Origin of the sequence: Streptomyces deccanensis (genome assembly GCF_022385335.1) — a bacterium.
GTDB lineage: Bacteria > Actinomycetota > Actinomycetes > Streptomycetales > Streptomycetaceae > Streptomyces > Streptomyces deccanensis.
This window is the reverse complement of sequence record NZ_CP092431.1, coordinates 5956227-5982130: the sequence shown is the minus strand read 5'-3', so window position 1 is coordinate 5982130 and position 25904 is coordinate 5956227. Positions and strand designations below refer to the sequence as shown.

The window sequence follows — 25904 nt, the reverse complement described above, 5'->3', positions numbered from 1 at the left end:
GCGCGTAGGCGAATGATGGTGCCCCGGGCCGCAAAAACTCAGCCGCCCCTCTCACCTCTCACACGCCTTCACAAGCGTGCCCGCCGCGGGGGCGGCAATGCGCCCACCGGCGACTCCTCGACTGGATCAACCTCATTGAATCCGGATACGCCTTGGCCGCATCCGTCTCTTTCCCCGCCGCCGAATTCCCCGAATTGCCGAACGCGCCCCGAACTCGCCCCGGAGCCACCCCCGAACCGTTACCGAACTCGTCGCCGCCCCGTCGCCGGACCGTGACCGCCCCGCCCGTCAACCGGCCGACTTCACCGATCGCTCAACCGCCCGCTGACCCACTGCAACGTCGCCGGGATCTCCCGGCGCCACGTGTTGAAGTTGTGCCCGCCGCTGTCGAGGATGATCGAGGAGATCCGCGTCGGCCGGATCTCCTTCACCTGTTCGATGAACTTCAGCGTGGCCTTGTAGTTGGTCTCCCCCTGTTTGCTGCTGGTGACCAGCAGAGAGGTGTCCGGCGCCGGACGGTGCTTCAGATACCAGAACAGGTCCGCCTCGTTCCGCAGCGTCTTGTTCCCTTGGAAGAGATCACCGGTCGTCGGGTCGATCGGCGCCTTGTAGTACGGCGAGAGGCCCGCGCCGGCGGCGAACACCCCGGGGTGGTGCATGGCGAGTTTCAGCGCGCAGTAGCCACCGGTCGAGTCGCCGATGACGCCCCAACTGCCGGGCCTCTTGCCGACCCTGTAGTGGTGGCCCACGGCGTCCGGCAGATCCCGGGCGAAGAACGTCTCGGTCTGCGGCCCGCCCGGGACGTCCACGCACTCGGTGTCGCGCGGTGGTGCCACCGTCGGCCGCAGCATGACCAGGATCATCGGCTGGGCCTTCCCGTCCCGGGCCAACGCGTGGGCCGTCTGCGGAAAGTGGAGCCCCTTGATGAGCGCCTCGGCGGTGCCCGGGTAGCCGGTGAGGACGACCGCGGCGGGGAAACTGCGGGTGCGGTACCGGGGCTGGAAGTACTCCGGCGGCAGATACACGTACGCCGGGCTCGCGATCCGGCTCGTACGGCCGACGATCTCGACCTTCTGGATCTGGCCGCCGACCTCGGGACGCCCGCCGCCCGCCACGTTCACCTGCTGGGTGTCGACGACCCGCAACGGGCCCCCGGTCTCCACCCCGTCATGGTCGACGACCACCCCCTGACCGGTCTCCCTGCCGAGGAGGTCGGCCCAGCTGGCGTAGAAGCCGAAGGCCTGGTTGGCGGCGAGGCCGACCGCCACGAAGACGGCGACCTGCGTGGCCAGCAGTATGACGATCCGACCGCTGACGGCCCGCCACCCGCGCCGGGCCAGGCGCGGCCACAGCCACACCGTCCCGATGAACAGCAGCACGGCGGAGAGCACCGCCAGCACCAGCACCTTGTTGCTCGTAAGACCCATCGGACCGTCGCCCGCCGCCCTTTCTTTCCTTGTCTTTCCCTGCCCTTTGGTTCAGCTTTCCGATGGAGAGTGAACCTCCCCCGCCGAGGCACCGTCCTAGAGGGCGCAATGTCGCCGGATGCCGGAAAAGGCACCGGATCCAAGCTCTCTCGCGGAACTACGGGATGCGATGTCTGTCAGGACAGATGGGGAAATGTCGGGTGCGGTTCCGGTCCGGTCGGACCGACTCGCGCCGAGCGCCGACCGGCCGCTGAAGGGCGCGCGCCGGGGCGCGATGCAGGGCGCCCTGCGCGGCGTACTGCGCGGCCCGCGCCCCGAGGCCGTGCCCGCCCTGGTCGCCAGGGCCTGCACGCTCGTCGGGCTCGTGGACATCGCCGCGGGGGTGTTCCCCCGCTTCCGCAACAGCCGTATGCACGCCCTGGCCGAGGTGCTCCCCGGCGCGCTCGGCCCGTTCGCGGCGGCGCTGTCCCTGAGCGTGGGCGTCCTGCTGCTCCTGCTCGCCCACGGTCTGCGCCGGCGCAAACGGCGGGCCTGGCGCGCGGCCGTGGTCCTGCTCCCGGCCGGGGCCATCGCCCAGTTCACCTACCGGCACTCGCTCGTCGGTGTGCTCGTCTCGCTCGCGCTGCTCGTCCCCCTCCTGCGGCACCGGGACGAGTTCCGCGCCCTGCCCGACCCCACCAGCCGCTGGCGGGCGCTCGCCAACTTCGTGCTGATGGGCGCCGGTTCGATCGTCCTCGGTCTGGTCGTCGTCAGCGCCCACCCCGGGCGCATGGTGGGCGACCCGAGCCTCGCCGACCGGCTCGAACACGTCATCTACGGCCTGTTCGGCTTCGAGGGCCCGGTCGACTACGCCGGTTCCACGTCCTGGACGGTGGCCTTCTCGCTCGGCGCCCTCGGTCTGCTGACCGCCGTCACCACCATCTACCTGGCGTTCCGCCCCGAACACCCGGCGGCCCGCCTCACCGACGACGACGAGGTGCGGCTGCGCGCCCTGCTCGACCGGCACGGTGGCCGCGACTCACTCGGCCACTTCGCGCTCCGCCGGGACAAGGCGGTCGTCTTCTCCCCGAGCGGCAAGGCGGCGGTGACGTACCGCGTCGTCTCCGGGGTGATGCTCGCCAGCGGCGACCCGATCGGCGACGTCGAGGCCTGGCCCGGCGCGATCGAACGCTTCATGGACGAGGCCAGGGCCCACTCCTGGACCCCGGCCGTCATGGGCTGCTCGGAGACCGGCGCGGAGGTCTGGACCCGCGAGACCGGCCTGGACGCCCTCGAACTGGGCGACGAGGCGGTGGTGGACGTCGCGGATTTCTCCCTCGCCGGACGTGCGATGCGCAACGTGCGTCAAATGGTGAAGCGCATCGAGCGCCTCGGTTACGAGACCCGGGTACGGCGCGTCCGTGACCTCGGGGAGGCCGAGCTGGACCGGATCCGCCGGGCCGCCGAGGACTGGCGCGGCACCGACACCGAGCGCGGCTTCTCGATGGCGCTGGGCCGCATCGGCGACCCGGGCGACGGGGACTGTCTCATCGCCACCGCGCACAAGGCCGACGAGACCCCCGGCCCGTACGGCGACCTCAAGGCCGTTCTCCACTTCGTGCCCTGGGGGCCGGACGGCGCCTCGCTGGACCTGATGCGCCGCGACCGCTCCGCCGACCCCGGCATGAACGAACTCCTCATCGTCGCGGCCCTCCAGGCGGCCCCCCGCCTGGGCGTCCGCCAGGTCTCCCTGAACTTCGCGATGTTCCGCTCGGCCCTGGCCCGCGGCGAGAAGATCGGCGCCGGCCCGGTGCTGCGCGCCTGGCGCGGCCTGCTGGTCTTCCTCTCGCGCTGGTTCCAGATCGAGTCCCTCTACAAGTTCAACGCCAAGTTCCGGCCGCGCTGGGAGCCCCGCTTCGTCGTCTACGCCACGTCCCGCGACCTCCCCCGCATCGGCCTGGCCGCGATGCAGGCCGAGGGCTTCGTCAACCTCGCCCTGCCCCGCCTGCTGCGCCGCCGCGCGAAGGCTCCGGCCCCCTGCGCCCACGCGGTGCGCTCGTCGGAACACTCGGCGCGCAGCGCCGCGTGAACGGCGCGGCCGGCTCACGGGTCGGCCGCACCGCCCCGCTCCCCCGCCCGGCTACGTCGCCCGCGCCGCCCCGCCGCCCGTGTCGTCGTCCTCCGGAAGCTTGCAGACGCGCTCCAGGAAGAAGGCGGCCACTATGACGCCGATGCCCGCGAGGACGGAGAACCCGGCGTAGATGGCCTGGTCGCGGCGGGCCGGGACCTCCAGGGACTCCAGGAGGAAGACGCCGACCCCGCCGTACATCCCGGCGACGAGGGCGGCGACGAGAGCGCTGGCCTGGCCGAAGACGACGGCGCGGGCGGCCATCAGCGGGTCGACGCCCTTCGCCTCCGGCCGGCGCTCCCGCTGGGCCTTGAGCCGGCTGCGCAGCGACAGCGCGGTGGCCGTCAGGACGACGGCGATCAGGGCGAGCACGATGGGAGCGGCCAGCGGGACGCTCGGCAGGGTGTCCACCGAGTTCCACAGCCGGGCCCCGGCCCAGGACAGCACCCCCGCCACCACGAACACCGCGGCCAGCGTCCTGATGCGCAGCTCTTTCACGATGCCCCTTCGACGAGCCCGATGGTCCACGGAACGCCGGGCCCCACGGGCACCGGGTGGTCGGCCCGGCCGGTGGTCCCGACGCCGTCGGGGATGATCCCGACCCGGTAGACCTTAACGACTACTCGGGCAGCTGGAGTTCCAGGTCGGCGCGGGGCGACACACCCTCGCGGGTGATGCCGTCGAGGAGGAGGGCGACCGGACCGCGGCCGGCGAGCTGGGCCTCCGGCTCCACGTCGTGCCACGGCGCGAGGACGAACGCCCGCTCGTGCGCGCGCGGGTGCGGCAGGGTCAGGGCCGGGTCGTCGGAGACGACGTCCGCGTACGCCACGATGTCGACGTCCAGCGTGCGCGGGCCCCACCGCTCGTCCCGCACCCGGTGGAAGGCCTCCTCGACGGCCTGGGCCCGCTCCAGCAGCGAGGAGGGCGGCAGGGTGGTCTTCAGGACCACCACCGCGTTGAAGTACGAGGGCTGGCTGCCCGGCGCCACACCCCACGGCTCGGTCTCGTACACCGGCGACACGGCCTTGATGCGCACGCCCGGGGTGTCCTCCAGGGCGTCGACGGCGCCCTGGAGGTTCTCCAGCCGGTTGCCGAGGTTGGAGCCGATGGAGATCACGGCCCGGCGGGGGTTGTGCAGGGTCGTGTCGGCCTCGTCCACCTTCTGCACGACGGAGGCCGGTACCGGCTGGACGGTCGGGTCGCTCTGACCCCCGGTGAAGAACGCGGTCATACTCGGCTCCGGGTGATGGTGACGGTCGTGTCGTCGAAGGGGACCGTGATCGGCGCGTTCGGCTTGTGGACGGTGACCTCGACCTCCTGGACCACCTCATGCCGCAGACAGGCCTGCGCGATGCGCTCGGCGAGCGTCTCGATGAGATTCACCGGCTCGCCGGCGACGATGGCGACGACCTCCTCCGCCACGATCCCGTAGTGCACGGTCTTCGCCAGGTCGTCGTCGGCCGCGGCCGGCCGGGTGTCCAGCCCGAGCGTGAGGTCCACGACGAAGGTCTGGCCCTCCTCGCGTTCGCCCGGGAACACCCCGTGGTACCCACGGGCCCTGAGGCCGCGCAGCGCGACACGATCCACGCGAATCACTCCTGCAGTCGTCGGGAACGGCCGACGTCCTCCGTGTCCGAGCACGGTCGGCACGCCGGCCACCTTCGAATCTACCTGCGGGCACTGACAGTACTCACCGACGGAAGGCTCGATTCCACTTCCGTACGGACAGGGTTCATCGAGCGTTTCCCCAGGGAACGCCGCGGCTCACGGGTCGGAAGCCGCCCCTACCCGCGCACCCGTGTCCCCAATCACCCCTTGGGCCCCACAGACCGCCCGCCCACTCAGGAAGGTGACTCCTCGCCCTCGTCGTCGTCGGATTCCGTCAGGACCGGGGACCCGTGGTGCGACCAGAGCTTCCAGCCGTCGGATGTGCGACGGAACACATTCGTGGCGACCACCAGCTGCCCCACGAGCGGCCCCAGCTCGTCACCGCCGTCCGGCGCCGGTCCCCCGCTGAGAATGTTCTCGGTGCAGGTGACGAGCGCGGTGTCCCCGGTGACCGAGACATGCACATCGGTCAGGAAGAACTGGATGTACTCCGTGTTGGCCATGATCAGCGCGTACGACCGCAGCACCTCGCCGCGCCCGGTGAGGACCGGCCAGCCGGGGTGGACGCAGGAGATCACGCCGGTCTCGGCGGGGTCGTGCCACTCCTCGTCCACTCCCACGTCGGCCGGGACCAGCCAGAGCGAGGAGAGCGTCTCGAAGTCGCCCTGTTCCAGAGCCTCGTAGAAGGCCCGGTTGGCGAGTTCGACCTGTTCGACGTCGGTGTGGGGAGCGCTCACCGCTCCCGGGCCCCTTCGATGGCGCGGGTCACGCGGACCGCGTCGGCAGTGGCGCGGACCTCGTGCACGCGGACCGCCCAGGCGCCCTGCTGCGCGGCCAGGGCCGACACGGCGGCGGTGGCGGCGTCCCGTTCCCGCGCGGGCGGCGGGGCCCCCTCGGAGCCCGCCAGCACCCGCCCGAGGAACCGCTTGCGGGAGGCGGCGACCAGCAGGGGGTGGCCGAGCCCGTGCAGCCGGTCGAGGTGCGCGAGGAGGGCGAGGTCGTGCTCGGCGTCCTTGGAGAAGCCCAGGCCCGGATCGACGACGATCCGGTCCGCCGCGACACCGCCCTCCAGCACGGCCTCCACACGCGCGCGCAGTTCCTGGAGCACCTCGGCGACGACGTCCTCGTAGACGCCCTTGACGTTGCCGCCCTCCAGGAAGCCGCGCCAGTGCATCACCACGAAGGGGGCGCCCGCGTCGGCGACGACCGGGATCATCGCGGGATCGGCCAGTCCGCCGCTGACGTCGTTGACGAGGGCCGCACCGGCGGCGAGGGCCTGCTCGGCCACGGACGCGCGCATGGTGTCCACGGACACGGTGACGCCCTCGGAGGCCAGCCCCCGGACGACCGGGACGACCCGACGCAGTTCCTCCGCCTCGTCGACGCGGGCGGCACCGGGGCGGGTCGACTCACCGCCGACGTCCACCAGGTCCGCGCCCTCCCCGACCATGTCCAGGCCGTGCTTGACCGCCGCCGTGGTGTCGAAGAAGTGGCCGCCGTCGGAGAAGGAGTCCGGGGTGACGTTGACGACACCCATGACCGCGCAGCGGTCCCACCCGGGCATTCCGGCCACGCGCCCACGCCGGTTCTGCTTGCTCATGCGTCAAGCCTAGGCCCCCGGCAGCGGCCGCGGTCCTCCGCTCCCGGGACTGGGGGAGGGTCAGTGGGCCATGATGAGGCTCATCGCCTCGTTGCGGGTCGCCGCGTCCCTGAGCTGACCGCGCACCGCCGACGTTATGGTCTTCGCGCCCGGCTTGCGGATGCCCCGCATCGACATGCACATGTGCTCGCACTCCACGACCACGATCACCCCGCGCGGCTCCAGGATCTCCATCAGCGAGTCGGCGATCTGCGTCGTCATCCGCTCCTGCACCTGCGGGCGTCTGGCGTAGACGTCCACGAGCCGCGCCAGCTTCGACAGCCCGGTGATCTTGCCGCTGGTGGACGGGATGTAGCCGACATGGGCGACACCCCGGAACGGGACCAGGTGATGCTCGCAGGTGCTGTACACCTCGATGTCCTTGACCAGCACCATCTCGTCGTGACCGAGGTCGAACGTGGTGGTCAGCACGTCCTCCGGCTGCTGCCACAGCCCCGCGAAGATCTCCTTGTACGCACGCGCCACCCGCCCCGGCGTCTCCCGGAGGCCCTCCCGGTCGGGATCCTCGCCGACGGCGATCAACAGTTCGCGGATGGCGTTCTCGGCGCGCTTCTCGTCGAACTCGCCGATGGTGCCCTCGCCGTCCAGCGTCACGGGGTCGGTCATGTCGTGCCTCGCTCCTGAGCCTGTGACACGTACGGATGACGCGTCTCGTCCTCGGCCTTCTTGCGGCCCTCTTTCGGCCATACGAAAATGCCGCGCCCCCCAGGCTAGAACCAGGGGGGCGCGGCAATCATTCCGGGCCTGACGAGGCGGACCGGGCCGGGAGCCGAGGGGCTCCCGGTGGCCGGTTCTCGTCGGTGGCGTCAGCTCTCCGGGCTCTCCTCCGGGGTCGCCTCGGCGGGCGCCTTGGTGGTGATCGCGGGAGCCGCGCCGTTGGCGCCGTTCGTCAGTGCGAGCTCCTTGGGGGAGAGCACCGGCGGACGGGTGGACGGGGTGCGGCGGGAGGAGCCGGTCCAGGCGGGCCGGGGCGGACGCTTGACGATGGGGGCGAAGATCTCGGCGATCTCCTCCTTGCCCAGCGTCTCCTTCTCCAGCAGCTGCAGCACGAGGTTGTCGAGGACGTCGCGGTTCTCGACCAGGATCTCCCAGGCCTCGTTGTGCGCGTTCTCGATGAGCTTCTTGACTTCCTCGTCCACCAGCGCGGCGACCTCTTCCGAGTAGTCGCGCTGGTGAGCCATCTCACGTCCGAGGAACGGCTCGCTGTTGTCGCCGCCGAACTTGATGGCGCCGAGACGCTCGGTCATGCCGTACTGCGTGACCATCGCCCGGGCCAGGTTGGTGGCCTTCTCGATGTCGTTCGAGGCACCCGTGGTCGGGTCGTGGAAGACCAGTTCCTCGGCGGCGCGGCCACCCATCATGTACCCGAGCTGGTCGAGCATCTCGTTGCGGGTGGTCGAGTACTTGTCCTCGTCCGGCAGGACCATCGTGTAGCCGAGGGCACGGCCTCTCGACAAGATCGTGATCTTGTGGACCGGGTCGGAGTTCGGTGAGGCCGCCGCGACCAGGGCGTGTCCGCCCTCGTGGTACGCGGTGATCTTCTTCTCCTTGTCCGACATGATCCGGGTCCGCTTCTGCGGGCCCGCGACCACACGGTCGATCGCCTCGTCCAGCATGTGGTTGTCGATCAGCTTCTTGTCGCTGCGGGCCGTGAGGAGCGCGGCCTCGTTCAGGACGTTGGAGAGATCGGCACCCGTCATTCCGGGGGTGCGGCGGGCGACGGCGCCCAGGTCGACGTCGGGCGCGACCGGCTTGCCCTTCTGGTGGACCTTGAGGATCTCCAGACGGCCCTGCATGTCCGGGCGGTCGACCGCGATCTGGCGGTCGAAACGGCCGGGGCGCAGGAGGGCCGGGTCGAGGATGTCCGGGCGGTTCGTCGCGGCGATGAGGATCACACCGCCCTTGACGTCGAAGCCGTCCATCTCGACGAGCAGCTGGTTCAGCGTCTGCTCGCGCTCGTCGTGACCGCCGCCGAGGCCGGCGCCGCGGTGACGGCCGACCGCGTCGATCTCGTCGACGAAGACGATCGCCGGGGCGTTCGCCTTGGCCTGCTCGAAGAGGTCACGGACCCGGGAGGCACCGACACCGACGAACATCTCGACGAAGTCGGAACCGGAGATCGAGTAGAAGGGGACGCCCGCCTCGCCGGCGACGGCGCGCGCGAGGAGCGTCTTGCCCGTACCGGGCGGGCCGTACAGCAGCACGCCCTTGGGGATCTTGGCGCCGACGGCCTGGAACTTGGCCGGCTCCTGCAGGAACTCCTTGATCTCGTGGAGCTCCTCGACGGCCTCGTCCGCGCCGGCGACGTCGGAGAACGTCGTCTTCGGGGTGTCCTTGGTGATGAGCTTGGCCTTGGACTTCCCGAAGTTCATGACCCGGGAGCCGCCGCCCTGCATCTGGTTCATCAGGAACAGGAAGACGACCACGATGAGGACGAAGGGGAGCAGAGACAGCAGGATGCCGACGAAAGCGTTCTGCTTGGTCGGGGAGACCGTGTAACCGTCGGGGATCTGCTTGTTCTGGAACTTGTCCTGCAGGGTGTTGGCGAGGGTGACGCCCTGGTCGCCGATATAGCTCGCCTGGATCTTCGAGCTGCCCTCGATCTTCTGGCCGTCCTTGAGCTGAACCTTGATGGTCGACTCTTCGCCGGTGGTCAGCTTGGCTTCTTTGACCTTGTTGTCATTGATCGCCTGGACCACCTGGCCGGTGTCCACCGTCTTGTAGCCGCCGGACGAGCCGACGACCTGCATCAACACGACCACGGCAAGGACGGCCAGCACGATCCACATGACTGGCCCACGGAAGTATCGCTTCACGTCCATCCATACGGAGCGGTGCCGCCCCGTCCCTCCTGCCATAGTGAGTTTGATAAAAGACTGTTCTTCGGACGGTACCCCAGCTTTGTCACACGAAGCCGCAGCGGACTGATGTCAATACCGTCCTCGCATGCTCCAACGGCGCGAAACCCGCTGGGGTTCCCGAGCGTCTTACGGGGGTTGGTTCAGCCGCCGTAGACGTGGGGCGCGAGCGTACCGACGAACGGGAGGTTGCGGTACTTCTCGGCGTAGTCGAGGCCGTAGCCCACGACGAACTCGTTGGGGATGTCGAAGCCGACCCACTCCACGTCGATGGCGACCTTGGCGGCGTCGGGCTTGCGCAGCAGCGTGCAGATCTTCAGGGACTCGGGCTCGCGGGAGCCGAGGTTGGAGATCAGCCAGGACAGGGTGAGACCCGAGTCGATGATGTCCTCGACGATCAGGACGTGCTTGCCCTTGATGTCGGTGTCGAGGTCCTTGAGGATCCGCACCACACCCGAGGACTGGGTGCCCGCGCCGTAGGAGGACACAGCCATCCAGTCCATGGTGACCGGGGTGGACAGGGCCCGGGCCAGGTCCGCCATGACCATCACCGCGCCCTTGAGGACACCGACGATCAGCAGGTCCTTGCCCGCGTACTCCGTGTCGATCTTCGCGGCCAGCTCGGCCAGCTTCGCGTCGATCTCTTCCTTGGTGATGAGCACCTCTTTGAGGTCGGTGCCCATGTCTTTCGCGTCCACCCGCATCACTTTCGGTCGTCCCAGGGCCGCTCCCGGACGCCCGCGTCGCGTGCGGGGGGCCAGGGGCCCGTCGCGCGGGCCCCGTCGGCGTCCGGATTCAGCCTTGCCGAATCACCAGTCTGCCACCCTGCCGCCGGGCGACGACCCGGCCGGGGAGATTGATGGCTCCCTGACCGCGCCAGCCGGTGATGAGACGGTCGATCTCCTCGATGTGCCGGGCGAAGAGGGAACCCGCCGGGGCTCCGGCCTCGATGGCGGCCCGGCGCAGGATCCGGCGGCGTACCGCGGGCGGCAGGGCGTAGAGCTTGGCGCACTCCAGCTGGCCCGCGGCGTCGCGGACGGCGGGGTCGGCCTGGCGGGCCCAGGTGTCGAGGGCGTCGGCGTCGTCCCGGGAGAGCTGGGCCGTACGGGCGAGGGCCTCGACGACGCCCTTGCCGAGCGCCTTCTCCAGGGCGGGCAGGCCCTCGTGGCGGAGCCGGGAGCGGGTGTAGGCGGGGTCGGCGTTGTGCGGGTCGTCCCAGACGGGCAGCGACTGGACCATGCAGGCCTTGCGGGCGGTCTGCCGGTCGAGCTGGAGGAAGGGGCGCCGGTAGCGGCCGTCGGCCCCCGAGACCGCGGCCATCCCGGACAGGGAGCGGATGCCGGAGCCGCGGGCCAGCCCGAGGAGGACGGTCTCGGCCTGGTCGTCGCGGGTGTGGCCGAGGAGGACGGCGGTGGCGCCGTGGCGTTCCAGCGCGGCGTCCAGGGCGGCGTAGCGGGCGTCGCGGGCGGCGGCCTCGGGGCCGCCGTCGCGGCCGACGGTGACGGCGACGGACTCGACCGGGTCGAGGCCGAGTTCCCGCAGGCGCAGGGCGACTTCCTCGGCGCGCAGGTCGGAGCCGGGCTGCAGACCGTGGTCGACGGTGATGCCGCCGGCGCGGACGCCGAGCTTGGGTGCCTCGAAGGCGAGGGCGGAGGCGAGCGCCATGGAGTCGGCGCCGCCGGAGCACGCCACGAGCACGAGCGGCTGCTCGTGCGCGCCGGAGCCCGCGCGTGCGGCGCCCTGGCGCGCGGAACCGCCACGCCTGACCTCGACGGGCACGGCCACGGGGGGTACGGCCGTGGGGGGCGTGGGCACCGGTGGTGCGCCCGGGTCCGCGGGCGCGCCCGGGAGCGCGTGGGCGGGCGCGTGGGCAGGCGCGTGGGCAGGCGCGTGGAGGGTGGTGTTCGTGTGGTGTTCGGTGAGGAGGTCGTGGAGTACGCGGCGGACCGCCAGGCGTATCGCCGCGACCGCGGGGTGGGGACCCATGTCCGGTTCCCTTCATGAAATTGTCGGGGGGTGAGCCCGAGCTCGGTCACTCAGAGTGTGTAGATGGTGACAGAGACGGGCCGTTCCCCGAGCATTGCACGCCTACCCCTCGCTCACGGTCCCTCGGACGGGTGATTGGAGGGGCGTTCACCTGCCGTCGGCCGGATTCGTTCACCACGCTCACGCGCGGCTCACGACTCCGCCTTGCGATGCACCCGCGCGACCCAGTCCGCCGGTTTGGCGATCTCCGCCTTGGTCGGCAGGGTGTTCGGGGAGGTCCACACCCGGTTGAAACCGTCCATGCCGACCTGTTCGACGACCGCCCGTACGAACCGCTCGCCGTCCCGGTACTGCCGGAGTTTGGCGTCGAGGCCGAGCAGCTTGCGCAGGGCCTGGTCGAGGCGGGAGGCGCCCTTGGCGCGGCGCTGCTGGAACTTCTCGCGGATCTCGGCGACCGAGGGCACGACGGCCGGGCCGACGCCGTCCATCACGAAGTCGGCGTGGCCCTCCAGCAGGGACATGACGGCGGTGAGCCGGCCGAGGATCTCGCGCTGGGCGGGGGTCTGCACCAACTCCACGATCGAGTGACCGTCGTCGCCGACCTCGCCCTCGGGGCGGCCCCCCGCGAGTGACTGGGCGGCCTCCCTGATGCGCTCCAGGAAGGTCGAGGGGTCGACCTCGGTCTCCCCCAGGAACGACTGGATTTCACCCTCCAGGTGGTCCCGCAGCCAGGGGACGGCCGTGAACTGCGTGCGGTGCGTCTCCTCGTGCAGACAGACCCAGAGGCGGAAGTCGTGGGGCTGCACGTCGAGTTCGCGCTCCACGTGCACGATGTTCGGGGCGACGAGCAGGAGTCGGCCGCCGCCGTTCTCACCTGCGGGCAGTTCGCGGGTCGCGGGGGCGAAGGTCTCGTACTGGCCGAGGACCCGGGAGGCCAGGAAGGACAGGAGCATGCCCAGCTCCACGCCGGTGACCTTGCCGCCGACGGCGCCGAGGACGGCTCCGCCGGGGGTGTTGCCGCGACGTTCCTGCATCTTGTCGAGCAGCGGCTTCAGCAGTTCCCGGAAGCCGGCGACGTTGGCCCGGACCCAGCCGGGCCGGTCGACGACGAGGACGGGGGTGTCGTCGCCCGTGTCGGGGAGCATCCGGGTGAAGGCCCGGACGTGCTCCTCCGAGGCCTTCGCGTGCCGGCGGAGCTCGGCGACGATGGCCCGGGCCTCGTCGCGGCTCACCTCGGGGCCCGGCCGCACGAGCCGGGTCGCGGTCGCCACCGCGAGATTCCAGTCGACCATCTCGGCACCACCGATACGAGTCATGTTGTCAACCGTACGTGAGCGCTGCCGCTTGGGGCAGGCCGTGGGGGGTGCCTGAGGGCTGTGGGCACGTGCGGGTGGGTCGTGGTTGCTCGCGCAGTTCCCCGCGCCCCTGAGAAGCAGGGGCTGCGCCCCTTGCTTCTCCCCCGGCTTCAGCGGCAGCCGCAGGTGGCCAGGGTCGAGGTGGCTTCGGTCAGGAGGTTCTTGGCCGGGTCTGTGTTCTCCAGGGGGGTCTCCGTGGCGAGGAAGGCGAAGGCGAGGAGGCGGCCGTCGGCGTCGACGACGGTGCCGGCGAGGGTGTTCACGTTGCTGAGGGTGCCGGTCTTGGCGCGGACGACGCCGGTGCCGGTGGCGTCGCTGGGGTAGCGGCCGCGCAGGGTGCCGGTGAAACCGGCGACCGGGAGGCCGGTGAGGACGGGGCGGAGTTCGGGGTGGTCGGGGGCCGCGGACTCGGCGAGCAGGGCGGTGAGCAGGGCCGGGGTCAGCGCGTTGCCCCGGCTGAGGCCGCTGCCGTCCGCGAACTCGACGCCCTCCAGGGGCACTTCGAGCTTCTTCAGTTCCTTCTTGATGGCCGCGGCGCCGCCCTCGAAGCTCGGCTGCTCGCCCGTCGCGAGCGCGACCTGGCGGGCGAGGGCCTCGGCGATGTCGTTGTCGCTGTGGGTGAGCATGCGCTCGACCAGGGTGGAGAGGGGCGGGGAGGAGATCGCCGCGAGCTCCTTCGCGTCCTTCGGGGCCGTGGTGGAGCCCTCGATCCTCACCTTGACGCCCCGGCCCTCCAGGAGGTCCGCGAACGCGGCGGTCGCGTCCCCCGCCGGGTCCGGGTCGCGGTCCGCCTGGCCGCTGGAGGAGTCGTCGAGGCGGGCCTCGTCGACCATCAGCGGGACGACCAGGGCGAGGTTGGGGTTCGGGCCGATGGTGTGCTGCTCAGGGCCCTCGTAGAGGGAGGTGTCGTGGGTGAGGGTGATCTCGTTCAGGTGACGCTTGTCGAGGGCGGCGGCCGTCTCGTCGGCGAGGGTGCGGAGGCTGGCGTACCCGTCCGTGTCCTCGTGGGCGGTGACGGTGGGGTCGCCGCCGCCGACGAGGACGACCTCGGCGGAGTCGGGCTTCAGCACCGTGCGGGTCTTGACGCGGTGGTCGGGGCCGACCGCCGAGAGGGCCGCGGCGGCCGTGGCGATCTTGGTGGTGGAGGCGGGCGTCAGCGCCTCGTCCGCGTTCTGGGCGTACAGCTGCTCGCCGGTCTCGACGTCGACGACGGAGGCCGCGCGGCGGGGGCCCAGGACGGCGGAGTTCAGGATCGGGTCCAGGAGGGCCGACAGGGCGGCGGAATCGGGCGTGGAGCCCGCGCCCGAGGCGCCGCCGAGGCCGGCCAGGACGGAGGGGGCGCTCGGCGCGGGCTTGGGCGCCCCCGCCGCGCTACCGGACGACGTACCGGAACTACGTCCGTGATCTGCGCCACCCTGGCCTTCGCGCGATGCCGCCCAGTCGCGCTCGGCCGTACGCTGACCGGAGGAGTCCCAGGGTCCGGCGGCGGCCACCGCGCCGGCCGAGAACACCAGCCCCAGGGTGGCCGCGCCGGCGGTGAACTGGAGGGTCGTGAGTTTCTTCGCTCTCCCCGTGAGCTGCGAAGAGCGTGCCGTGACGGCGCTCGTGACGCGTACGACGCCGGGTTTCACCGCCTGCGCGACGCGCGCGGCACCGGGCTGCACGGCGCGTGTGACGCGCGCGATCCCCGGTTTCACGCCGTGCACCACCCGCACCACACGGGGTCTCGCGGCCCGCCAGACCTTCGGCTCCCGCACGACCACCAGCCCCTTTCGCGATCACACACCTGCGTGAGGGACACTTAACCACCAGAACTATGTGTTGATCATGGAGGAGTCACCGGTGGAGTTCGACGTCACGATCGAGATTCCGAAGGGTTCGCGGAACAAGTACGAGGTGGACCACGAGACCGGTCGGATCCGCCTGGACCGTCGACTCTTCACCTCGACCGCCTACCCGACCGACTACGGCTTCGTCGAGAACACCCTCGGCGAGGACGGCGACCCGCTGGACGCGCTGGTCATCCTGGACGAGCCGACCTTCCCGGGCTGCCTCATCAAGTGCCGCGCGATCGGCATGTTCCGGATGACGGACGAGGCCGGCGGCGACGACAAGCTGCTGTGCGTCCCGGCGACCGACCCGCGTGTGGAGCACCTGCGTGACATCCACCACGTCTCGGAGTTCGACCGCCTGGAGATCCAGCACTTCTTCGAGGTCTACAAGGACCTGGAGCCCGGCAAGTCCGTCGAGGGCGCCGACTGGGTCGGCCGCGCCGAGGCCGAGGCCGAGGTCGAGAAGTCGTACAAGCGCTTCAAGGAGCAGGGCGGTCACTGACCCCCGACTGAGTTCTTCGGCTGCCTTGCCGATCGATTCCGCGAACGGGCCGCGTGTCCCCAGGAGGGGCGCGTGGCCCGTTCGCGTATCCGTGTGTGTCGGTGCGCATACTGAGGCGTACCTGAGGTGTCGTACAGGGAGCGCGGCGGAGTGGGAGTGACGGAGCCCGGGGACGGCGGGCAGGTGGAGGACCGCAAGCCGGTGTCGGACGAGGCGGGCAGTGCCTTCGCGCCCGTGGGATTCGCTCTGGGGATCGACGGGGACGCGTCGGTGACCTCGGAGTTCGCGATCCCCGCGGGGCTGGACGTGCCGGCCGCGGAGGCGGAGGCGCAGACGACGTCCGAGTTCGCGCTGCCGGAGGGGCTGGCGCCGCCGGAGGGGGTCCAGGACGAGCACGAGGGGTCGGCGTTCAGTGTGCCGCGGACCTACAGCGCGCGGCACGCGCCCGCCGCGTTCACCCCGGCCGGCGGGATCCCGGCGGTCAGTCTGACCAAGGACGTGCCCTGGCAGGACCGGATGCGCACGATGCTGCGGATGCCGGTGGCGGAGCGGCCCGCGCCGGAGTCGCCGACGGCGCGTGTGGAGGGCGAGTCGGGGCCCGCCGTGCCGCGTGTGCTCGACCTCACACTGCGTATCGGCGAGCTGCTGCTCGCGGGCGGTGAGGGCGCGGAGGACGTGGAGGCGGCGATGTTCGCCGTGTGCCGCTCCTACGGCCTCGACCGCTGCGAGCCGACGGTGACCTTCACCCAGTTGTCGGTCACCTACCAGCCGTCGCTGGTGGACGACCCGGTCACGGCGTCCCGGATCGTCCGGCGCCGGGCCACCGACTACACCCGGCTGGCGGCGGTCTTCCGGCTGGTGGACGACCTCAGCGACCCGGAGAGCGCGATCTCCCTGGAGGAGGCGTACCGGCGGCTCGCGGAGATGCGACGCAACCGGCATCCGTATCCCGGCTGGACGCTGACCCTGGCGAGCGGGCTGCTGGCGGGGGCCGCGTCCGTGCTGGTCGGCGGTGGCGTGGTCGTGTTCGTCGCGGCGGCGCTCGGCGCGATGCTCGGCGACCGGCTGGCCTGGCTGTGCTCGGGGCGGGGGCTGCCGGAGTTCTACCAGTTCCTGGTGGCGGCCATGCCCCCGGCGGCGATCGGGGTGGCGCTGACCGTGGCGGACGTGGACGTGGAGGCGTCCGCCGTCATCACCGGTGGGCTGTTCGCGCTGTTGCCCGGGCGGGCGCTGGTGGCGGGTGTGCAGGACGGGCTGACCGGCTTCTACATCACCGCCTCCGCGCGGCTCCTGGAGGTCATGTACCTCTTCGTGGGCATCGTGGTGGGCGTGCTGCTCGTCCTGTACTTCGGGGTGAAGCTGGGCGCCGAGCTGCATCCGGACGCGGCGCTCGGCAGCGCGGACCGGCCGCTGCTGCAGCTCGGGGCGTCGATGCTGCTGTCGTTGACGTTCGCGCTGCTGCTCCAGCAGGAACGATCCACCGTGCTGGCGGTGACCCTCAACGGCGGTGTGGCCTGGGCGGTGTACGGGGCCATGCACGAGGCGGGCGGGATCTCACCGGTGGCTTCCACGGCGGTGGCGGCCGGGCTGGTGGGCCTGTTCGGGCAGTTGCTGTCGCGGTACCGGTTCGCCTCCGCGCTGCCCTATACGACCGCGGCGATCGGGCCGCTGCTGCCGGGTTCGGCGACGTACTTCGGGTTGTTGGGGTTCGCGCAGAACGACGTGGACGCGGGGCTGGTGTCTCTCACCAAGGCGGCGGCGCTGGCGATGGCCATCGCGATCGGGGTAAACCTGGGGTCCGAGCTGTTCCGGTTGTTCCTGCCGGGGGCCGCGCGGGCGGGCCGTAAGGCCGCGAAGCGGACGCGAGGCTTCTAGCGCCGGGTGCCCAATGGCCCGGGGGCTGCCGAGTGTTGGCGGCCGCGGGTCGGTCGTGGCTGATCGCGCCCACGCGGCGGAGCCGCGAACAGACCCGGCCCCGCGCCCCTTGAAAGCGGGGCGCGGGACCCTGGTCGTCAGTACCGCGGGTGGTCCTGGCCCTGGTAGCCCTGCTGGTTCTGGTTCTGGGGGTACTGACCGCCCTGCGGGTACTGACCGCCCTGCGGGTACTGGCCACCCTGGGGGTACTGGCCGTTCTGCGGGTACTGCTGGGCGTAGGGCTGCTGTTGGGGCTGCTGGTGGCCGTAGTCCTCCTGGTAGCCCTGCTGCTGGTAGCCCTGGTTGTCGTAACCCTGGTTGCCGTAGCCCTCGTTGCCGTAGCCCTGGTTCTGGTCGTACGACTGCTGCTGGGGCTGGTCGGTCGGCGGGATGCGGCGGAGCTGGGTCGTGGCGTCGTCCATGACCGGGGCGGCGGCGGACCGCTGCTGCTCGGGCTGCTGCGGCTGGTTCTTCTTGGCCTTCCGCGCTTTGAGGAGCTCGAAGATGATCGGGAGCACCGAGATGAAGACGATGAGGATGAGCATCGCCTCGATGTTCTTGTGCACGAACTCGATCTGACCGAGCCAGGATCCGAGGAGGGTGACGCCCGCGCCCCAGAGGATGGCGCCGACGACGTTGAAGACGAGGAACGTGCGGTAGCGCATGCCGCTGACGCCCGCGATGATCGGCGTGAACGTCCGCACGATGGGCACGAAGCGGGCCAGGATCAGGGACTTCGGGCCGTGCTTCTCGAAGAACTCGTGGGCCTTGGTGACGTTCTCCTGCTTGAAGAAGCGGGAGTCGGGACGGCTGAAGAGCGAGGGGCCGACCTTCTTGCCGAACATGTACCCCACCTGGTCGCCCAGGATGGCCGAGACGCAGATCAGCACGATCGCCAGCCACAGCGGGAAGTCCAGCGTGTCGGAGGTGATCAGCATGCCGGCCGTGAACAGCAGCGAGTCACCGGGCAGGAAGAACCCGAAGAACAGGCCGGACTCGGCGAACACGATCAGGAGCAGGCCCCAGATGCCGAAAGAGTTGAGCAGGTAGTCCGGATCCAGCCAGCTCGGTCCGAGGGCGATCGTCTGCACGGTTCCGGGCTCCTGGGGGGTGAGGAAGAGTGAACGCCTGTGGGTGGGGACCCACGAGGGCGGGTCGCACAGGGGGTGGGACCCATAGGGGTGACCAAAGCTATCAACGCACGGTCACCCCACGAGGTTCCACCGGTTCCTCCAGAGTGCCCTGTGGCCGCACTGAGACCAAGCTGTGTGGTCAGGGGTGCGGCCGGAGGGGGTGAGGGGGATCAGGGGCGTCGGCGGGCCGCGTTCGCGTTGATCGCGTCCCGCAGGTGTTCGGCGAGGCCGGGGCGCATGGTGTCGTAGAACGTCTTGAAGCGCTCGTCGGAGACGTACATCTCGCCGAGACCCTGGTGCATCTCGTACGGGCAGTCGTAGAACCAGGTGCAGATGTGCTGCCGGTGTTCCTCGGCCATGTCCATGGCCGCCTCGCCGGTCGGGGCCTCGCCGGCGGCCATCAGGGCGTCGTAGCGCGCGCCCCAGTCGGCCACCTCGTCCTGCATGCGCTTCCAGTCGTCCTTGGTGTACGTGGCGGCGCGGCGCTGCGACTCGGCGTACGCCTCCGTGCCGCCCCAGCGCTGTTCCGCCTCCTCGGCGTACTGCTCGGGGTCGTTGTCGCCGAAGACCTCGAAGCGTTCCTCGGGGGTGAGGTTGATGCCCATCTTGCGTGCCTCCATGGCGTGCTCCACGGCCGCGGCCATCTTCTGCAGCCTCTCGATCCGGGCCGTCAGCAGCTCGTGCTGGCGGCGCAGGTGGGCCCGCGGGTCCACCTCCGGGTCGTCGAGCAGGGTCGCGACCTCGTCGAGGGGGAAGCCGAGCTCCCGGTAGAACAGGATCTGCTGGAGCCGGTCGAGGTCGCCGTCCCCGTAGCGGCGGTGACCCGCGTGGGTGCGCTCGCTCGGTACGAGGAGGCCGATCTCGTCGTAGTGGTGCAGCGTGCGGACCGTGATCCCGGCGTAGCCCGCGACCTGTCCCACGGTGTGGCTCATGACTTCCGCTCCCTTGTCGGTACGTGTTCCAGGCTGGGGCCTCACGTGGCGTGAGGTGCAAGTCCTTTGTGCGGGGCGGGCGGGGCGGCAGGGCGGCCGGCAGTGCCGGGCCGTAGCGGACTGTGCACTTCCGCAAGGCGTGGGGGTGGTGAAACGCACTGGCGGCGGGTCACACACGTCTCACTGTGCACAACGCGAAGCCGGGGCGCGCGGACTGTGCACTTGTGCAATGGCCCGCTCCCGGCGGTTTTCCTACGGTGGGTCCGTCGACGGACGGGCGGTCCGTCGACGGGACGCCGGGCCCGGCACGGGGGTGTGGGCCGGGCGTCACGTCGCGGGCCGGACCTTGCCGATCCGGATGGGGGTCTCGGGGCTGCCCGTGCACGTGTTGGGGCACGTGCACGGGTTGGGTGTCGTGACCGTCGGGTGGCGGTGCGGGCCCCGGGTCAGGGCCGGGGCGGCTGGGTCAGGGCCGGGCGGCCCAGCAGGACGTGCAGGGCGAGGGCGATGTCGGCCACGGTCACCACGTCGGTGTCGGTGATGCCGACCATCTTCGTGGAGAAGTCCATGCCGAGGAGGGCGGCCGCGTCGCGGGTGTGGTTGCGGACGGTGGCCTCGGAGAGGCCGAGGGCGCGGGCGGTCTCCCGGGTGCTGAGGTTCTTCTCCAGCCAGACGCACAGGGTCTCGACGAGGTCGCGCTGATCCGCCCGTACCGGCCGCAGCCGCTCCTCCGCCCAGGCCTTGGGCCCGCCGTCCTCTGCCGCGAGCGCCATCAGCGCGGCGAAGTCGGGGGGCCGGGGAGGGGCGGGGGTCTCGGCGTCGGGGTGTGGGAGGGCTGGGGTGTCGGGGTGCGCGTGTGGGACCGGGGCCGGGGCCGGGGCCGGGGCCGGGTGTGGGACCGGGCCCTCGGGCGAGGCCGAGGTAGGAGCCGGGCTCGGGGCCGGGGTCCCATGCGGGAGCGGGTCCGGAGCCGGGTGCGGAGCCGGGGCCTGGGGCGAGGCCGAGGCAGGAGCCATGTGCGGCGCCGGGGCCGGGTGTGGGACCGGGGCCTCGGGCGAGGCCGAGGCAGGAGCCATGTGCGGCGCCGGGGCCGGGTGTGGGACCGGGGCCTGGGGCGAGGCCGAGGTGGGAGACGGGTGCGGGGTCGGGGTCCCCGGCGGGACCGGGGCAGGGGCCGAGTGCCGGGCCGGGGTCCCATGCGGCGCCGGGGGCTCGGGTGGGTCCGGTAGGGCGAGGATGTCGAGGGCCAGGAGGGTCAGGATGCGGTCGTTGGCGGAGCCTCGGAGGTCTAGGGAGAGGATCTTGCCGGCTCGGGTGAGGCGCTGGGTGACCGTGTTGCGGTGGACGCCCAGGCCGCCCGCGGCTTCGGTGTGCTTGAAGCTGAGGGCGGTCGGCAGGGTCTCGAGGAGCAGCTTCCGCTCGTCGCCCCGGCCCGGGAAGTCGTCCAGGAGCGGGGACATCAGGGCCGCCGCCCAGGCCTTGGCCGCCCGCCGGGGCAGCAGGGGGGCGAACTTGGCCTTGGCGCCGCCCAGCCGGATGCGGTGCGGGGTGCCGGCCGCGTCACCCACCGCCGTCAGGGCCTCCAGGTAGCCGACCGCGGTCTCGGCGAGCGGGTGCGGTCGGCTCTGGCCCAGCAGATGGCCCTCGCGGGCCGCGATCAGCTCCTTGAGGACCGTCTCGACCCGGTCGCCCTCCCGGACGGGGTCGAGGATGAGGATGTGCTTCGGCTTGCCCGGGCACGGGGACACGATGGCCTCCTCCGCAAGGGCCCGCTCGCACCAGCTGAGGGTGGCCTCGCGCTCCTGCGGTCCGGTGTCGACGACGAAGACACGGGCGGTGTCCGTGTCCAGCAGGGCCTGCGCGGCGCCCGTGTAGACCACCTGCGCCAGAACCGTTTCGCCCCGCATGAGCAGTTGGAACGCGGCATGCCGCACCGCCCGTGGGGTCCGGGTCCTGGCCTGGTGCTCGCGGCGGGCCTGGTCGCACAGTCCGAGGAGCTTCGCCGCGTGCTGGATCAGGGCCGTGGCCGCGCTGTCGAAGGGTTCGTGGGAGGCGATGGCCAGCCGTGCCTCGTCCTCGCCGTCCGGCAATCCCGGGTGTCCCGGGTGTCCCGGGTGTCCCGGGTGTCCCGGGTGTCCCGGGTGTCCTGAGGTCCCGGAGGCGCCCGGGGAGATCGACACGATCCGGGTGTGCATGGCGCCGCTGGGCGCGCCGTGACCGTCATGAGCGCCGCGCGCGTCGTGTGCGCCGTGCGCGCCCGTGATGACGGCGTGGGCCAGGCCCGCGGGCGCGCTGTCGGGCGCCGCCGCGAGGACGCCGCGCCGGGCCGAGCTGACGAGGACCTCGGCGTCCAGGGCCACCGAGAGCCAGTCGGCGATGCGCCGTACGGCCGTGGGATCGGCGAGGCGGGCCGGAAGCCGGCTGAGGAGGCCGTCGAGGTGTTCGACCTGGCGCTCCGCGAACTGGGCGCGCCGCAGCCGCAGATCCTCGTTGACGTGGTCCCAGGCGCTGGTCTCGGCTGAGGTGGTCAGCAGGGGCAGTTCCAGGCGGTTCGCGGCGGCGAGGGTGGCGTCGGGGAGGGTGCGCAGGTCGTGGCCGGGGGTGCCGATCACCAGGCCGGCCGCCTTGCGCCGGTCCAGGACGCGGATCAGGTGGTCGAGCGTCCGGATGTGGGCCGGGGTCGGCCGGGGCGCGTCCAGGGTGACCAGAACCAGCGTGCCGCTCTCGAACGGCTCGAACGGGGTGTCGGCGGAGAGGTCGCCGAGCGTGTGCAGCGCCTCGGTCAGCGGCCGGGCGACGACCTCGGCGATCCGGGTCGCCCCGTGGCGGGAGGCGTGGCCGGGCTGGAGGAAGCTCAGCCGCAGCTGCCGCCGCTCGTTGATCAGATAGTCAAGGGTGGGCAACTCCGCCGTCCCTCCCCGGTCACGCACGTGGGTCCGCGGGACGCTCAACTCCACCTGCTGTGTTCGCTCTTGTGATACGTGATGCGCACAGTGCGCTTTCGGCAGCGTAATGGACGGACGATACGACCGACACATCGTCATCACGGGCCACCCGCACCCCCTCCGCACCCCTCCGCACACCCGCGAGGTGCGCGCCCCCGGCGGCGGACCTACCGTCGAAGACATGCCACTGCACCGATGGGACAGCGACGCCCCGCAGGACCCCGGGCACCACCGCAACGACGGGCACCAGCTCGCCGTGAACCCCTTCTACGGCCAGGCCAACCCGGTGGGCGGCATGACCGAGGCCCCGCCCAGACACCGGCTGCCCGAGGCGCCGCTGGCACCGTCGACGGCGTACCAACTGGTCCACGACGAACTCATGCTGGACGGCAACTCCCGGCTGAACCTCGCCACCTTCGTCACCACCTGGATGGAGCCCGAGGCGGGGGTGCTGATGGGCGAGTGCCGGGACAAGAACATGATCGACAAGGACGAGTACCCGCGCACGGCCGAGCTGGAGCGGCGGTGTGTCTCGATGCTCGCCGATCTGTGGAACGCGCCGGATCCCACCGCCGCCGTCGGCTGCTCGACCACCGGGTCCAGCGAGGCCTGCATGCTCGCCGGGATGGCCCTCAAGCGGCGGTGGGCGCAGCGGAACGCCGACCGGTACCCGTCTGCGGGTGCCCGGCCCAATCTGGTCATGGGGGTCAACGTCCAAGTCTGCTGGGACAAGTTCTGCACTTTCTGGGAGGTGGAGGCCCGGCAGGTGCCCATGGAGGGCGACCGGTTCCACCTCGATCCGGCGGCGGCCGCGGCGCTGTGCGACGAGAACACGATCGGGGTGGTGGGCGTCCTCGGGTCGACCTTCGACGGGTCGTACGAGCCGATCGCGGAGCTGTGCGCGGCGCTCGACGAGCTTCAGGAGCGTACGGGGCTGGATGTGCCCGTGCATGTCGACGGGGCGTCCGGGGCCATGGTCGCGCCCTTCCTCGACGAGGAGCTGGTGTGGGACTTCCGGCTGCCGCGGGTGTCGTCCATCAACACCTCCGGGCACAAGTACGGGTTGGTGTATCCGGGCGTGGGCTGGGCGTTGTGGCGGTCCGCCGCGGAGCTGCCGGAGGAGCTGGTGTTCCGGGTGAACTACCTGGGCGGGGACATGCCCACGTTCGCGCTGAACTTCTCCCGGCCGGGGGCGCAGGTCGTGGCGCAGTACTACACGTTCCTGCGGCTCGGGCGGGAGGGGTACCGGGCCGTGCAGCAGTCGACGCGGGACGTGGCGATCGGGCTCGCGGAGGAGGTCGGGAAGCTCGGGGACTTCCGGCTGCTGACGCGGGGGGACGAGTTGCCGGTGTTCGCGTTCACGACGGAGGAGGGGGTCTCCTCGTACGACGTGTTCGATGTGGCTCGGCGGATGCGGGAGCGGGGGTGGCTGGTGCCGGCGTACACGTTTCCGGAGAACCGGGAGGATCTGTCGGTGCTGCGGGTGGTGTGCCGGAACGGGTTCACGTCCGATCTGGCGGGGTTGTTCCTGGAGGATCTGGGGCGGTTGCTGCCGGAGCTTCGTCGGCAGTCGGGGCCGGCGGTGCGGGACAAGGGGGCGGCTACCGGGTTCCATCACTAGTCAGGGGGTGCGGGCAGGGTCTTTCGCCCCCCGCCACCCCTACCCGTCCCATCCTCGGCAAGGGGCTGTGCCCCTTCGACCCCCAAGCGTCCGTCCGGTGGGGGCTGGTCGCGCGGTTCCCCGCGCCCCTGGAAGGGCGGGGGCTTCGCCCCTGCCTTCCAGTGCTGGTCCGCTACTTGCTCAGGGCGGCGAACTTGCGTACCGCCAGCGGGAAGAAGATCGCCAGTAGCGCTAGGGGCCAGGCGATCGCTGTCCAGAGGTGGTTCGCTTCGGCGCCCGGGGTGCCGAAGAGGTGGCGGACCGCCGTCGCCGTGTGGGACATCGGGTTCCAGTCGACGACCGTGCCGAGCCAGTCGGGCATGGAGGCGGGGGTGGCCAGGGCGTTGGAGAGGAAGCCGATCGGCCAGACGAGGATCTGTACGGCGGTGAGGAGTTCGGGTCGGCCGGCCAGCATCGCGAGGTGGATGCCGATCCACAGCATCGCGAAGCGGAAGAGCAGCAGGAGGCCCACCGCGCCGAGGAAGGCCGCGGGCCCGCCGTGCGCGCGCCAGCCGAGCGCGAACGCGACGGCCATGAGGACGGCCAGGCCCACCGCCGACTGGAGCATGTCCGCGACCGAACGGCCCACCAGGACCGCCCCGTTGGTCATCGGCATCGAACGGAACCGGTCGATCACCCCCTTGTTGAGGTCCTGGGTGACGGCGAGCATCGTGCCCTCAAGACCGAAGGCCATGGTGAGCGCGAGCATGCCGGGGACCAGGTAGTCGAGGTAGCTGCCGGTCACCCCGCGGCCGCCGCCGATCAGATAGCCGAACATCAGCAGCAGCATCACGGGGAAGACCAGCCCGACCAGCATCTGCACCGGTTGCCGTGCCCAGTGGGCGAGTTCGCGACGGGTCATGGTCCAGGAGTCGGCCAGGGCGTGCGCGCCCACCGCCGTGTGCGCGGTCGTCGGTGTCGTGGTGGTCATGCTCGTACGGCCTCCTTCGTACGGTCGTCCCCGGTGAGGTGCAGGAACACCTCGTCCAGGGTCGGGCGGCGCAGGGCGATGTCCTCGGCCTCGATGCCGGCGTCGGCGAGGGCGCGGACGACCGTGGTGAGAGCCCTCATGCGGTCGGTGACCGGGGCGCTGAGGCGGCGGCGGTCGGTGTCGACCGTGATGTCGCCCTCGGGGACCGGCAACAGGGCCGTGGCGGCGCCCAGTTGCCCGGCGTCGCGCAGGACGAGGTCGATGCGGTCGCCGCCGGTCAGGCGCTTGAGCTCGTCCGCCGTGCCGTCGGCGACGACCCGGCCGCCGTCGACCACGGAGATCCGGTCGGCGAGCTGGTCGGCCTCCTCCAGGTACTGGGTGGTGAGCAGGACCGTCGTACCGCCGCCGACCAGGGAGCGGACGGAGTCCCAGACCTCGGTGCGGCCGCGCGGGTCGAGGCCGGTCGTCGGCTCGTCCAGGAAGAGCACCTCCGGTTCGGTGATGAGGGACGCGGCGAGGTCGAGGCGGCGCCGCATACCGCCGCTGTACTGCTTGACGGCCTTGCGGCCGGTGTCGCCGAGGCCGAACCGCTCCAGGAGTTCGTCGGCCCGCACGCGTGCGTGGCGGGCGCCCAGGTGGTGGAGACGGCCGAACATCTCCAGGTTCTGCCGGCCGCCGAGCTCCTCGTCGAGTGCGGCATGCTGGCCGAGCAGGCCGATGCGGAAGCGCACCTCGCGCGCGTGCGCCACCACGTCGTGCCCCGCGACCTCGACCCGGCCCGCGTCCGGCCGCAGCAGGGTGGCCAGGATCCTGACCAGGGTCGTCTTGCCCGCGCCGTTGGGACCGAGGATCCCGTGCACGGTGCCGCGCGCCACGCGGAGATCCAGTCCGTCGAGGGCGACCTTGCCGCCCCTGGCGCTCTTCCCGCCCTTCCCGCTCTTCCCGCCGCCGTAGACCTTGCGCACTCCTTCGACCGTGATCGCCGCGTCCGTCATCGGGGCCTTCCTCTCGGTCGCTGTCCGCTCCACCGCTCACCTCCACCACAGTAGTCAAA

At 71.4% G+C, this 25904-nt stretch carries 21 protein-coding genes; 4 read left to right on the top strand and 17 right to left on the bottom strand.

Annotated elements, in window-relative coordinates:
• Window positions 1-302 precede the first annotated feature (302 nt).
• A complete protein-coding gene (locus L3078_RS26665) occupies window positions 303-1427 on the bottom strand; it encodes an alpha/beta hydrolase (RefSeq protein WP_239756452.1) in 1125 nt (374 codons plus the stop codon).
• Window positions 1428-1620: 193 nt separating this feature from the next.
• On the opposite strand from L3078_RS26665, the gene L3078_RS26660 reads away from it, so the two are divergent.
• Complete coding sequence (locus L3078_RS26660) at window positions 1621-3495, top strand: phosphatidylglycerol lysyltransferase domain-containing protein (RefSeq protein WP_239756451.1); 1875 nt, start codon at window positions 1621-1623, stop codon at window positions 3493-3495.
• A 51-nt stretch (window positions 3496-3546) separates the two neighbouring features.
• Here L3078_RS26660 and L3078_RS26655 read toward each other — a convergent pair whose 3' ends face one another.
• The 11 genes from L3078_RS26655 to dacB all read right to left on the bottom strand — a co-directional run bounded on the left by L3078_RS26655 (window position 3547) and on the right by dacB (window position 14764).
• Entirely contained in the window at window positions 3547-4032 is a 486-nt protein-coding gene (locus L3078_RS26655; RefSeq protein WP_239756450.1) for a DUF3180 domain-containing protein, read from the bottom strand.
• A 121-nt stretch (window positions 4033-4153) separates the two neighbouring features.
• Complete coding sequence (folK, locus tag L3078_RS26650) at window positions 4154-4765, bottom strand: 2-amino-4-hydroxy-6-hydroxymethyldihydropteridine diphosphokinase (RefSeq protein WP_239756449.1); 612 nt, start codon at window positions 4763-4765, stop codon at window positions 4154-4156.
• On the bottom strand, window positions 4762-5121 hold the full coding sequence (folB, locus tag L3078_RS26645; protein ID WP_220647208.1) for a dihydroneopterin aldolase: 360 nt from the start codon (window positions 5119-5121) through the stop codon (window positions 4762-4764). The genes folK and folB overlap by 4 nt, the downstream gene beginning before the upstream one ends.
• A 254-nt stretch (window positions 5122-5375) precedes the next feature.
• Window positions 5376-5879, bottom strand: a complete 504-nt coding sequence (locus tag L3078_RS26640; protein ID WP_239756448.1) for a nuclear transport factor 2 family protein — start codon at window positions 5877-5879, stop codon at window positions 5376-5378.
• A complete protein-coding gene (gene folP / locus L3078_RS26635; RefSeq protein ID WP_239756447.1) occupies window positions 5876-6742 on the bottom strand; it encodes a dihydropteroate synthase in 867 nt (288 codons plus the stop codon). Before folP ends, L3078_RS26640 begins: the two co-directional genes overlap by 4 nt.
• Window positions 6743-6802: 60 nt before the next feature.
• Complete coding sequence (folE, locus tag L3078_RS26630; RefSeq protein ID WP_239756446.1) at window positions 6803-7408, bottom strand: GTP cyclohydrolase I FolE; 606 nt, start codon at window positions 7406-7408, stop codon at window positions 6803-6805.
• 200 nt (window positions 7409-7608) lie between these two features.
• On the bottom strand, window positions 7609-9624 hold the full coding sequence (gene ftsH / locus L3078_RS26625) for an ATP-dependent zinc metalloprotease FtsH (RefSeq protein ID WP_239756445.1): 2016 nt from the start codon (window positions 9622-9624) through the stop codon (window positions 7609-7611).
• A gap of 179 nt (window positions 9625-9803) precedes the next feature.
• Window positions 9804-10364: a hypoxanthine phosphoribosyltransferase gene (gene hpt, locus L3078_RS26620; RefSeq protein WP_239756444.1), complete on the bottom strand. Its 561-nt coding sequence runs from the start codon at window positions 10362-10364 to the stop codon at window positions 9804-9806.
• Window positions 10365-10455: 91 nt separating this feature from the next.
• Entirely contained in the window at window positions 10456-11646 is a 1191-nt protein-coding gene (tilS, locus tag L3078_RS26615) for a tRNA lysidine(34) synthetase TilS (RefSeq protein ID WP_239756443.1), read from the bottom strand.
• 191 nt (window positions 11647-11837) lie between these two features.
• Window positions 11838-12962 carry a zinc-dependent metalloprotease gene (locus L3078_RS26610; RefSeq protein WP_239756442.1) on the bottom strand — a complete coding sequence of 375 codons (1125 nt, stop codon included), beginning with the start codon at window positions 12960-12962 and terminating at the stop codon, window positions 11838-11840.
• A gap of 149 nt (window positions 12963-13111) precedes the next feature.
• On the bottom strand, window positions 13112-14764 hold the full coding sequence (dacB, locus tag L3078_RS26605; RefSeq protein WP_239756441.1) for a D-alanyl-D-alanine carboxypeptidase/D-alanyl-D-alanine endopeptidase: 1653 nt from the start codon (window positions 14762-14764) through the stop codon (window positions 13112-13114).
• 79 nt (window positions 14765-14843) lie between these two features.
• Between dacB and L3078_RS26600 the strand changes: the two genes are divergently transcribed.
• Window positions 14844-15335, top strand: coding sequence for an inorganic diphosphatase (locus L3078_RS26600; RefSeq protein WP_048819635.1), 492 nt, complete (start codon window positions 14844-14846; stop codon window positions 15333-15335).
• A gap of 156 nt (window positions 15336-15491) precedes the next feature.
• On the top strand, window positions 15492-17210 hold the full coding sequence (locus tag L3078_RS26595; RefSeq protein WP_239756440.1) for a threonine/serine exporter family protein: 1719 nt from the start codon (window positions 15492-15494) through the stop codon (window positions 17208-17210).
• Window positions 17211-17347: 137 nt separating this feature from the next.
• Here the strand turns inward: L3078_RS26595 and L3078_RS26590 are convergent, their stop codons facing one another.
• The 3 genes from L3078_RS26590 to L3078_RS44645 all read right to left on the bottom strand — a co-directional run bounded on the left by L3078_RS26590 (window position 17348) and on the right by L3078_RS44645 (window position 22217).
• The gene (locus L3078_RS26590; RefSeq protein WP_239756439.1) at window positions 17348-18340 is read right to left on the bottom strand and encodes a DedA family protein; all 993 of its coding nucleotides are present in this window, start codon (window positions 18338-18340) and stop codon (window positions 17348-17350) included.
• A 212-nt stretch (window positions 18341-18552) separates the two neighbouring features.
• Window positions 18553-19314 (bottom strand): MerR family transcriptional regulator, encoded by a 762-nt coding sequence (locus L3078_RS26585; protein ID WP_239756438.1) that lies wholly within the window; start codon window positions 19312-19314, stop codon window positions 18553-18555.
• Between the two features lie 446 nt (window positions 19315-19760).
• Window positions 19761-22217 carry a helix-turn-helix domain-containing protein gene (locus L3078_RS44645; protein ID WP_275593172.1) on the bottom strand — a complete coding sequence of 819 codons (2457 nt, stop codon included), beginning with the start codon at window positions 22215-22217 and terminating at the stop codon, window positions 19761-19763.
• Between the two features lie 223 nt (window positions 22218-22440).
• Between L3078_RS44645 and gad the strand changes: the two genes are divergently transcribed.
• A complete protein-coding gene (gene gad / locus L3078_RS26565; RefSeq protein WP_239756437.1) occupies window positions 22441-23880 on the top strand; it encodes a glutamate decarboxylase in 1440 nt (479 codons plus the stop codon).
• 172 nt (window positions 23881-24052) lie between these two features.
• On the opposite strand, the gene L3078_RS26560 is transcribed toward gad, so the two are convergent.
• The gene (locus tag L3078_RS26560) at window positions 24053-24850 is read right to left on the bottom strand and encodes an ABC transporter permease (RefSeq protein WP_239756436.1); all 798 of its coding nucleotides are present in this window, start codon (window positions 24848-24850) and stop codon (window positions 24053-24055) included.
• Window positions 24847-25845, bottom strand: coding sequence for an ATP-binding cassette domain-containing protein (locus L3078_RS26555; protein WP_239756435.1), 999 nt, complete (start codon window positions 25843-25845; stop codon window positions 24847-24849). Before L3078_RS26555 ends, L3078_RS26560 begins: the two co-directional genes overlap by 4 nt.
• Window positions 25846-25904: the final 59 nt, after the last annotated feature.

Bases quoted from the DNA above. Each gene is read 5' to 3' on its own strand.
- tilS (WP_239756443.1), bottom strand. From the start codon at position 11,646: ATGGGTCCCCACCCCGCGGTCGCGGCGATACGCCTGGCGGTCCGCCGC.
- L3078_RS26610 (WP_239756442.1), bottom strand. From the start codon at position 12,962: ATGACTCGTATCGGTGGTGCCGAGATGGTCGACTGGAATCTCGCGGTG.
- L3078_RS26555 (WP_239756435.1), bottom strand. From the start codon at position 25,845: ATGACGGACGCGGCGATCACGGTCGAAGGAGTGCGCAAGGTCTACGGC.
- L3078_RS26585 (WP_239756438.1), bottom strand. From the start codon at position 19,314: ATGAGCCACACCGTGGGACAGGTCGCGGGCTACGCCGGGATCACGGTC.
- L3078_RS26660 (WP_239756451.1), top strand. From the start codon at position 1,621: ATGTCGGGTGCGGTTCCGGTCCGGTCGGACCGACTCGCGCCGAGCGCC.
- folE (WP_239756446.1), bottom strand. From the start codon at position 7,408: ATGACCGACCCCGTGACGCTGGACGGCGAGGGCACCATCGGCGAGTTC.
- folK (WP_239756449.1), bottom strand. From the start codon at position 4,765: ATGACCGCGTTCTTCACCGGGGGTCAGAGCGACCCGACCGTCCAGCCG.
- L3078_RS26665 (WP_239756452.1), bottom strand. From the start codon at position 1,427: ATGGGTCTTACGAGCAACAAGGTGCTGGTGCTGGCGGTGCTCTCCGCC.
- folP (WP_239756447.1), bottom strand. From the start codon at position 6,742: ATGAGCAAGCAGAACCGGCGTGGGCGCGTGGCCGGAATGCCCGGGTGG.
- gad (WP_239756437.1), top strand. From the start codon at position 22,441: ATGCCACTGCACCGATGGGACAGCGACGCCCCGCAGGACCCCGGGCAC.
- ftsH (WP_239756445.1), bottom strand. From the start codon at position 9,624: ATGGACGTGAAGCGATACTTCCGTGGGCCAGTCATGTGGATCGTGCTG.
- L3078_RS26560 (WP_239756436.1), bottom strand. From the start codon at position 24,850: ATGACCACCACGACACCGACGACCGCGCACACGGCGGTGGGCGCGCAC.
- hpt (WP_239756444.1), bottom strand. From the start codon at position 10,364: ATGCGGGTGGACGCGAAAGACATGGGCACCGACCTCAAAGAGGTGCTC.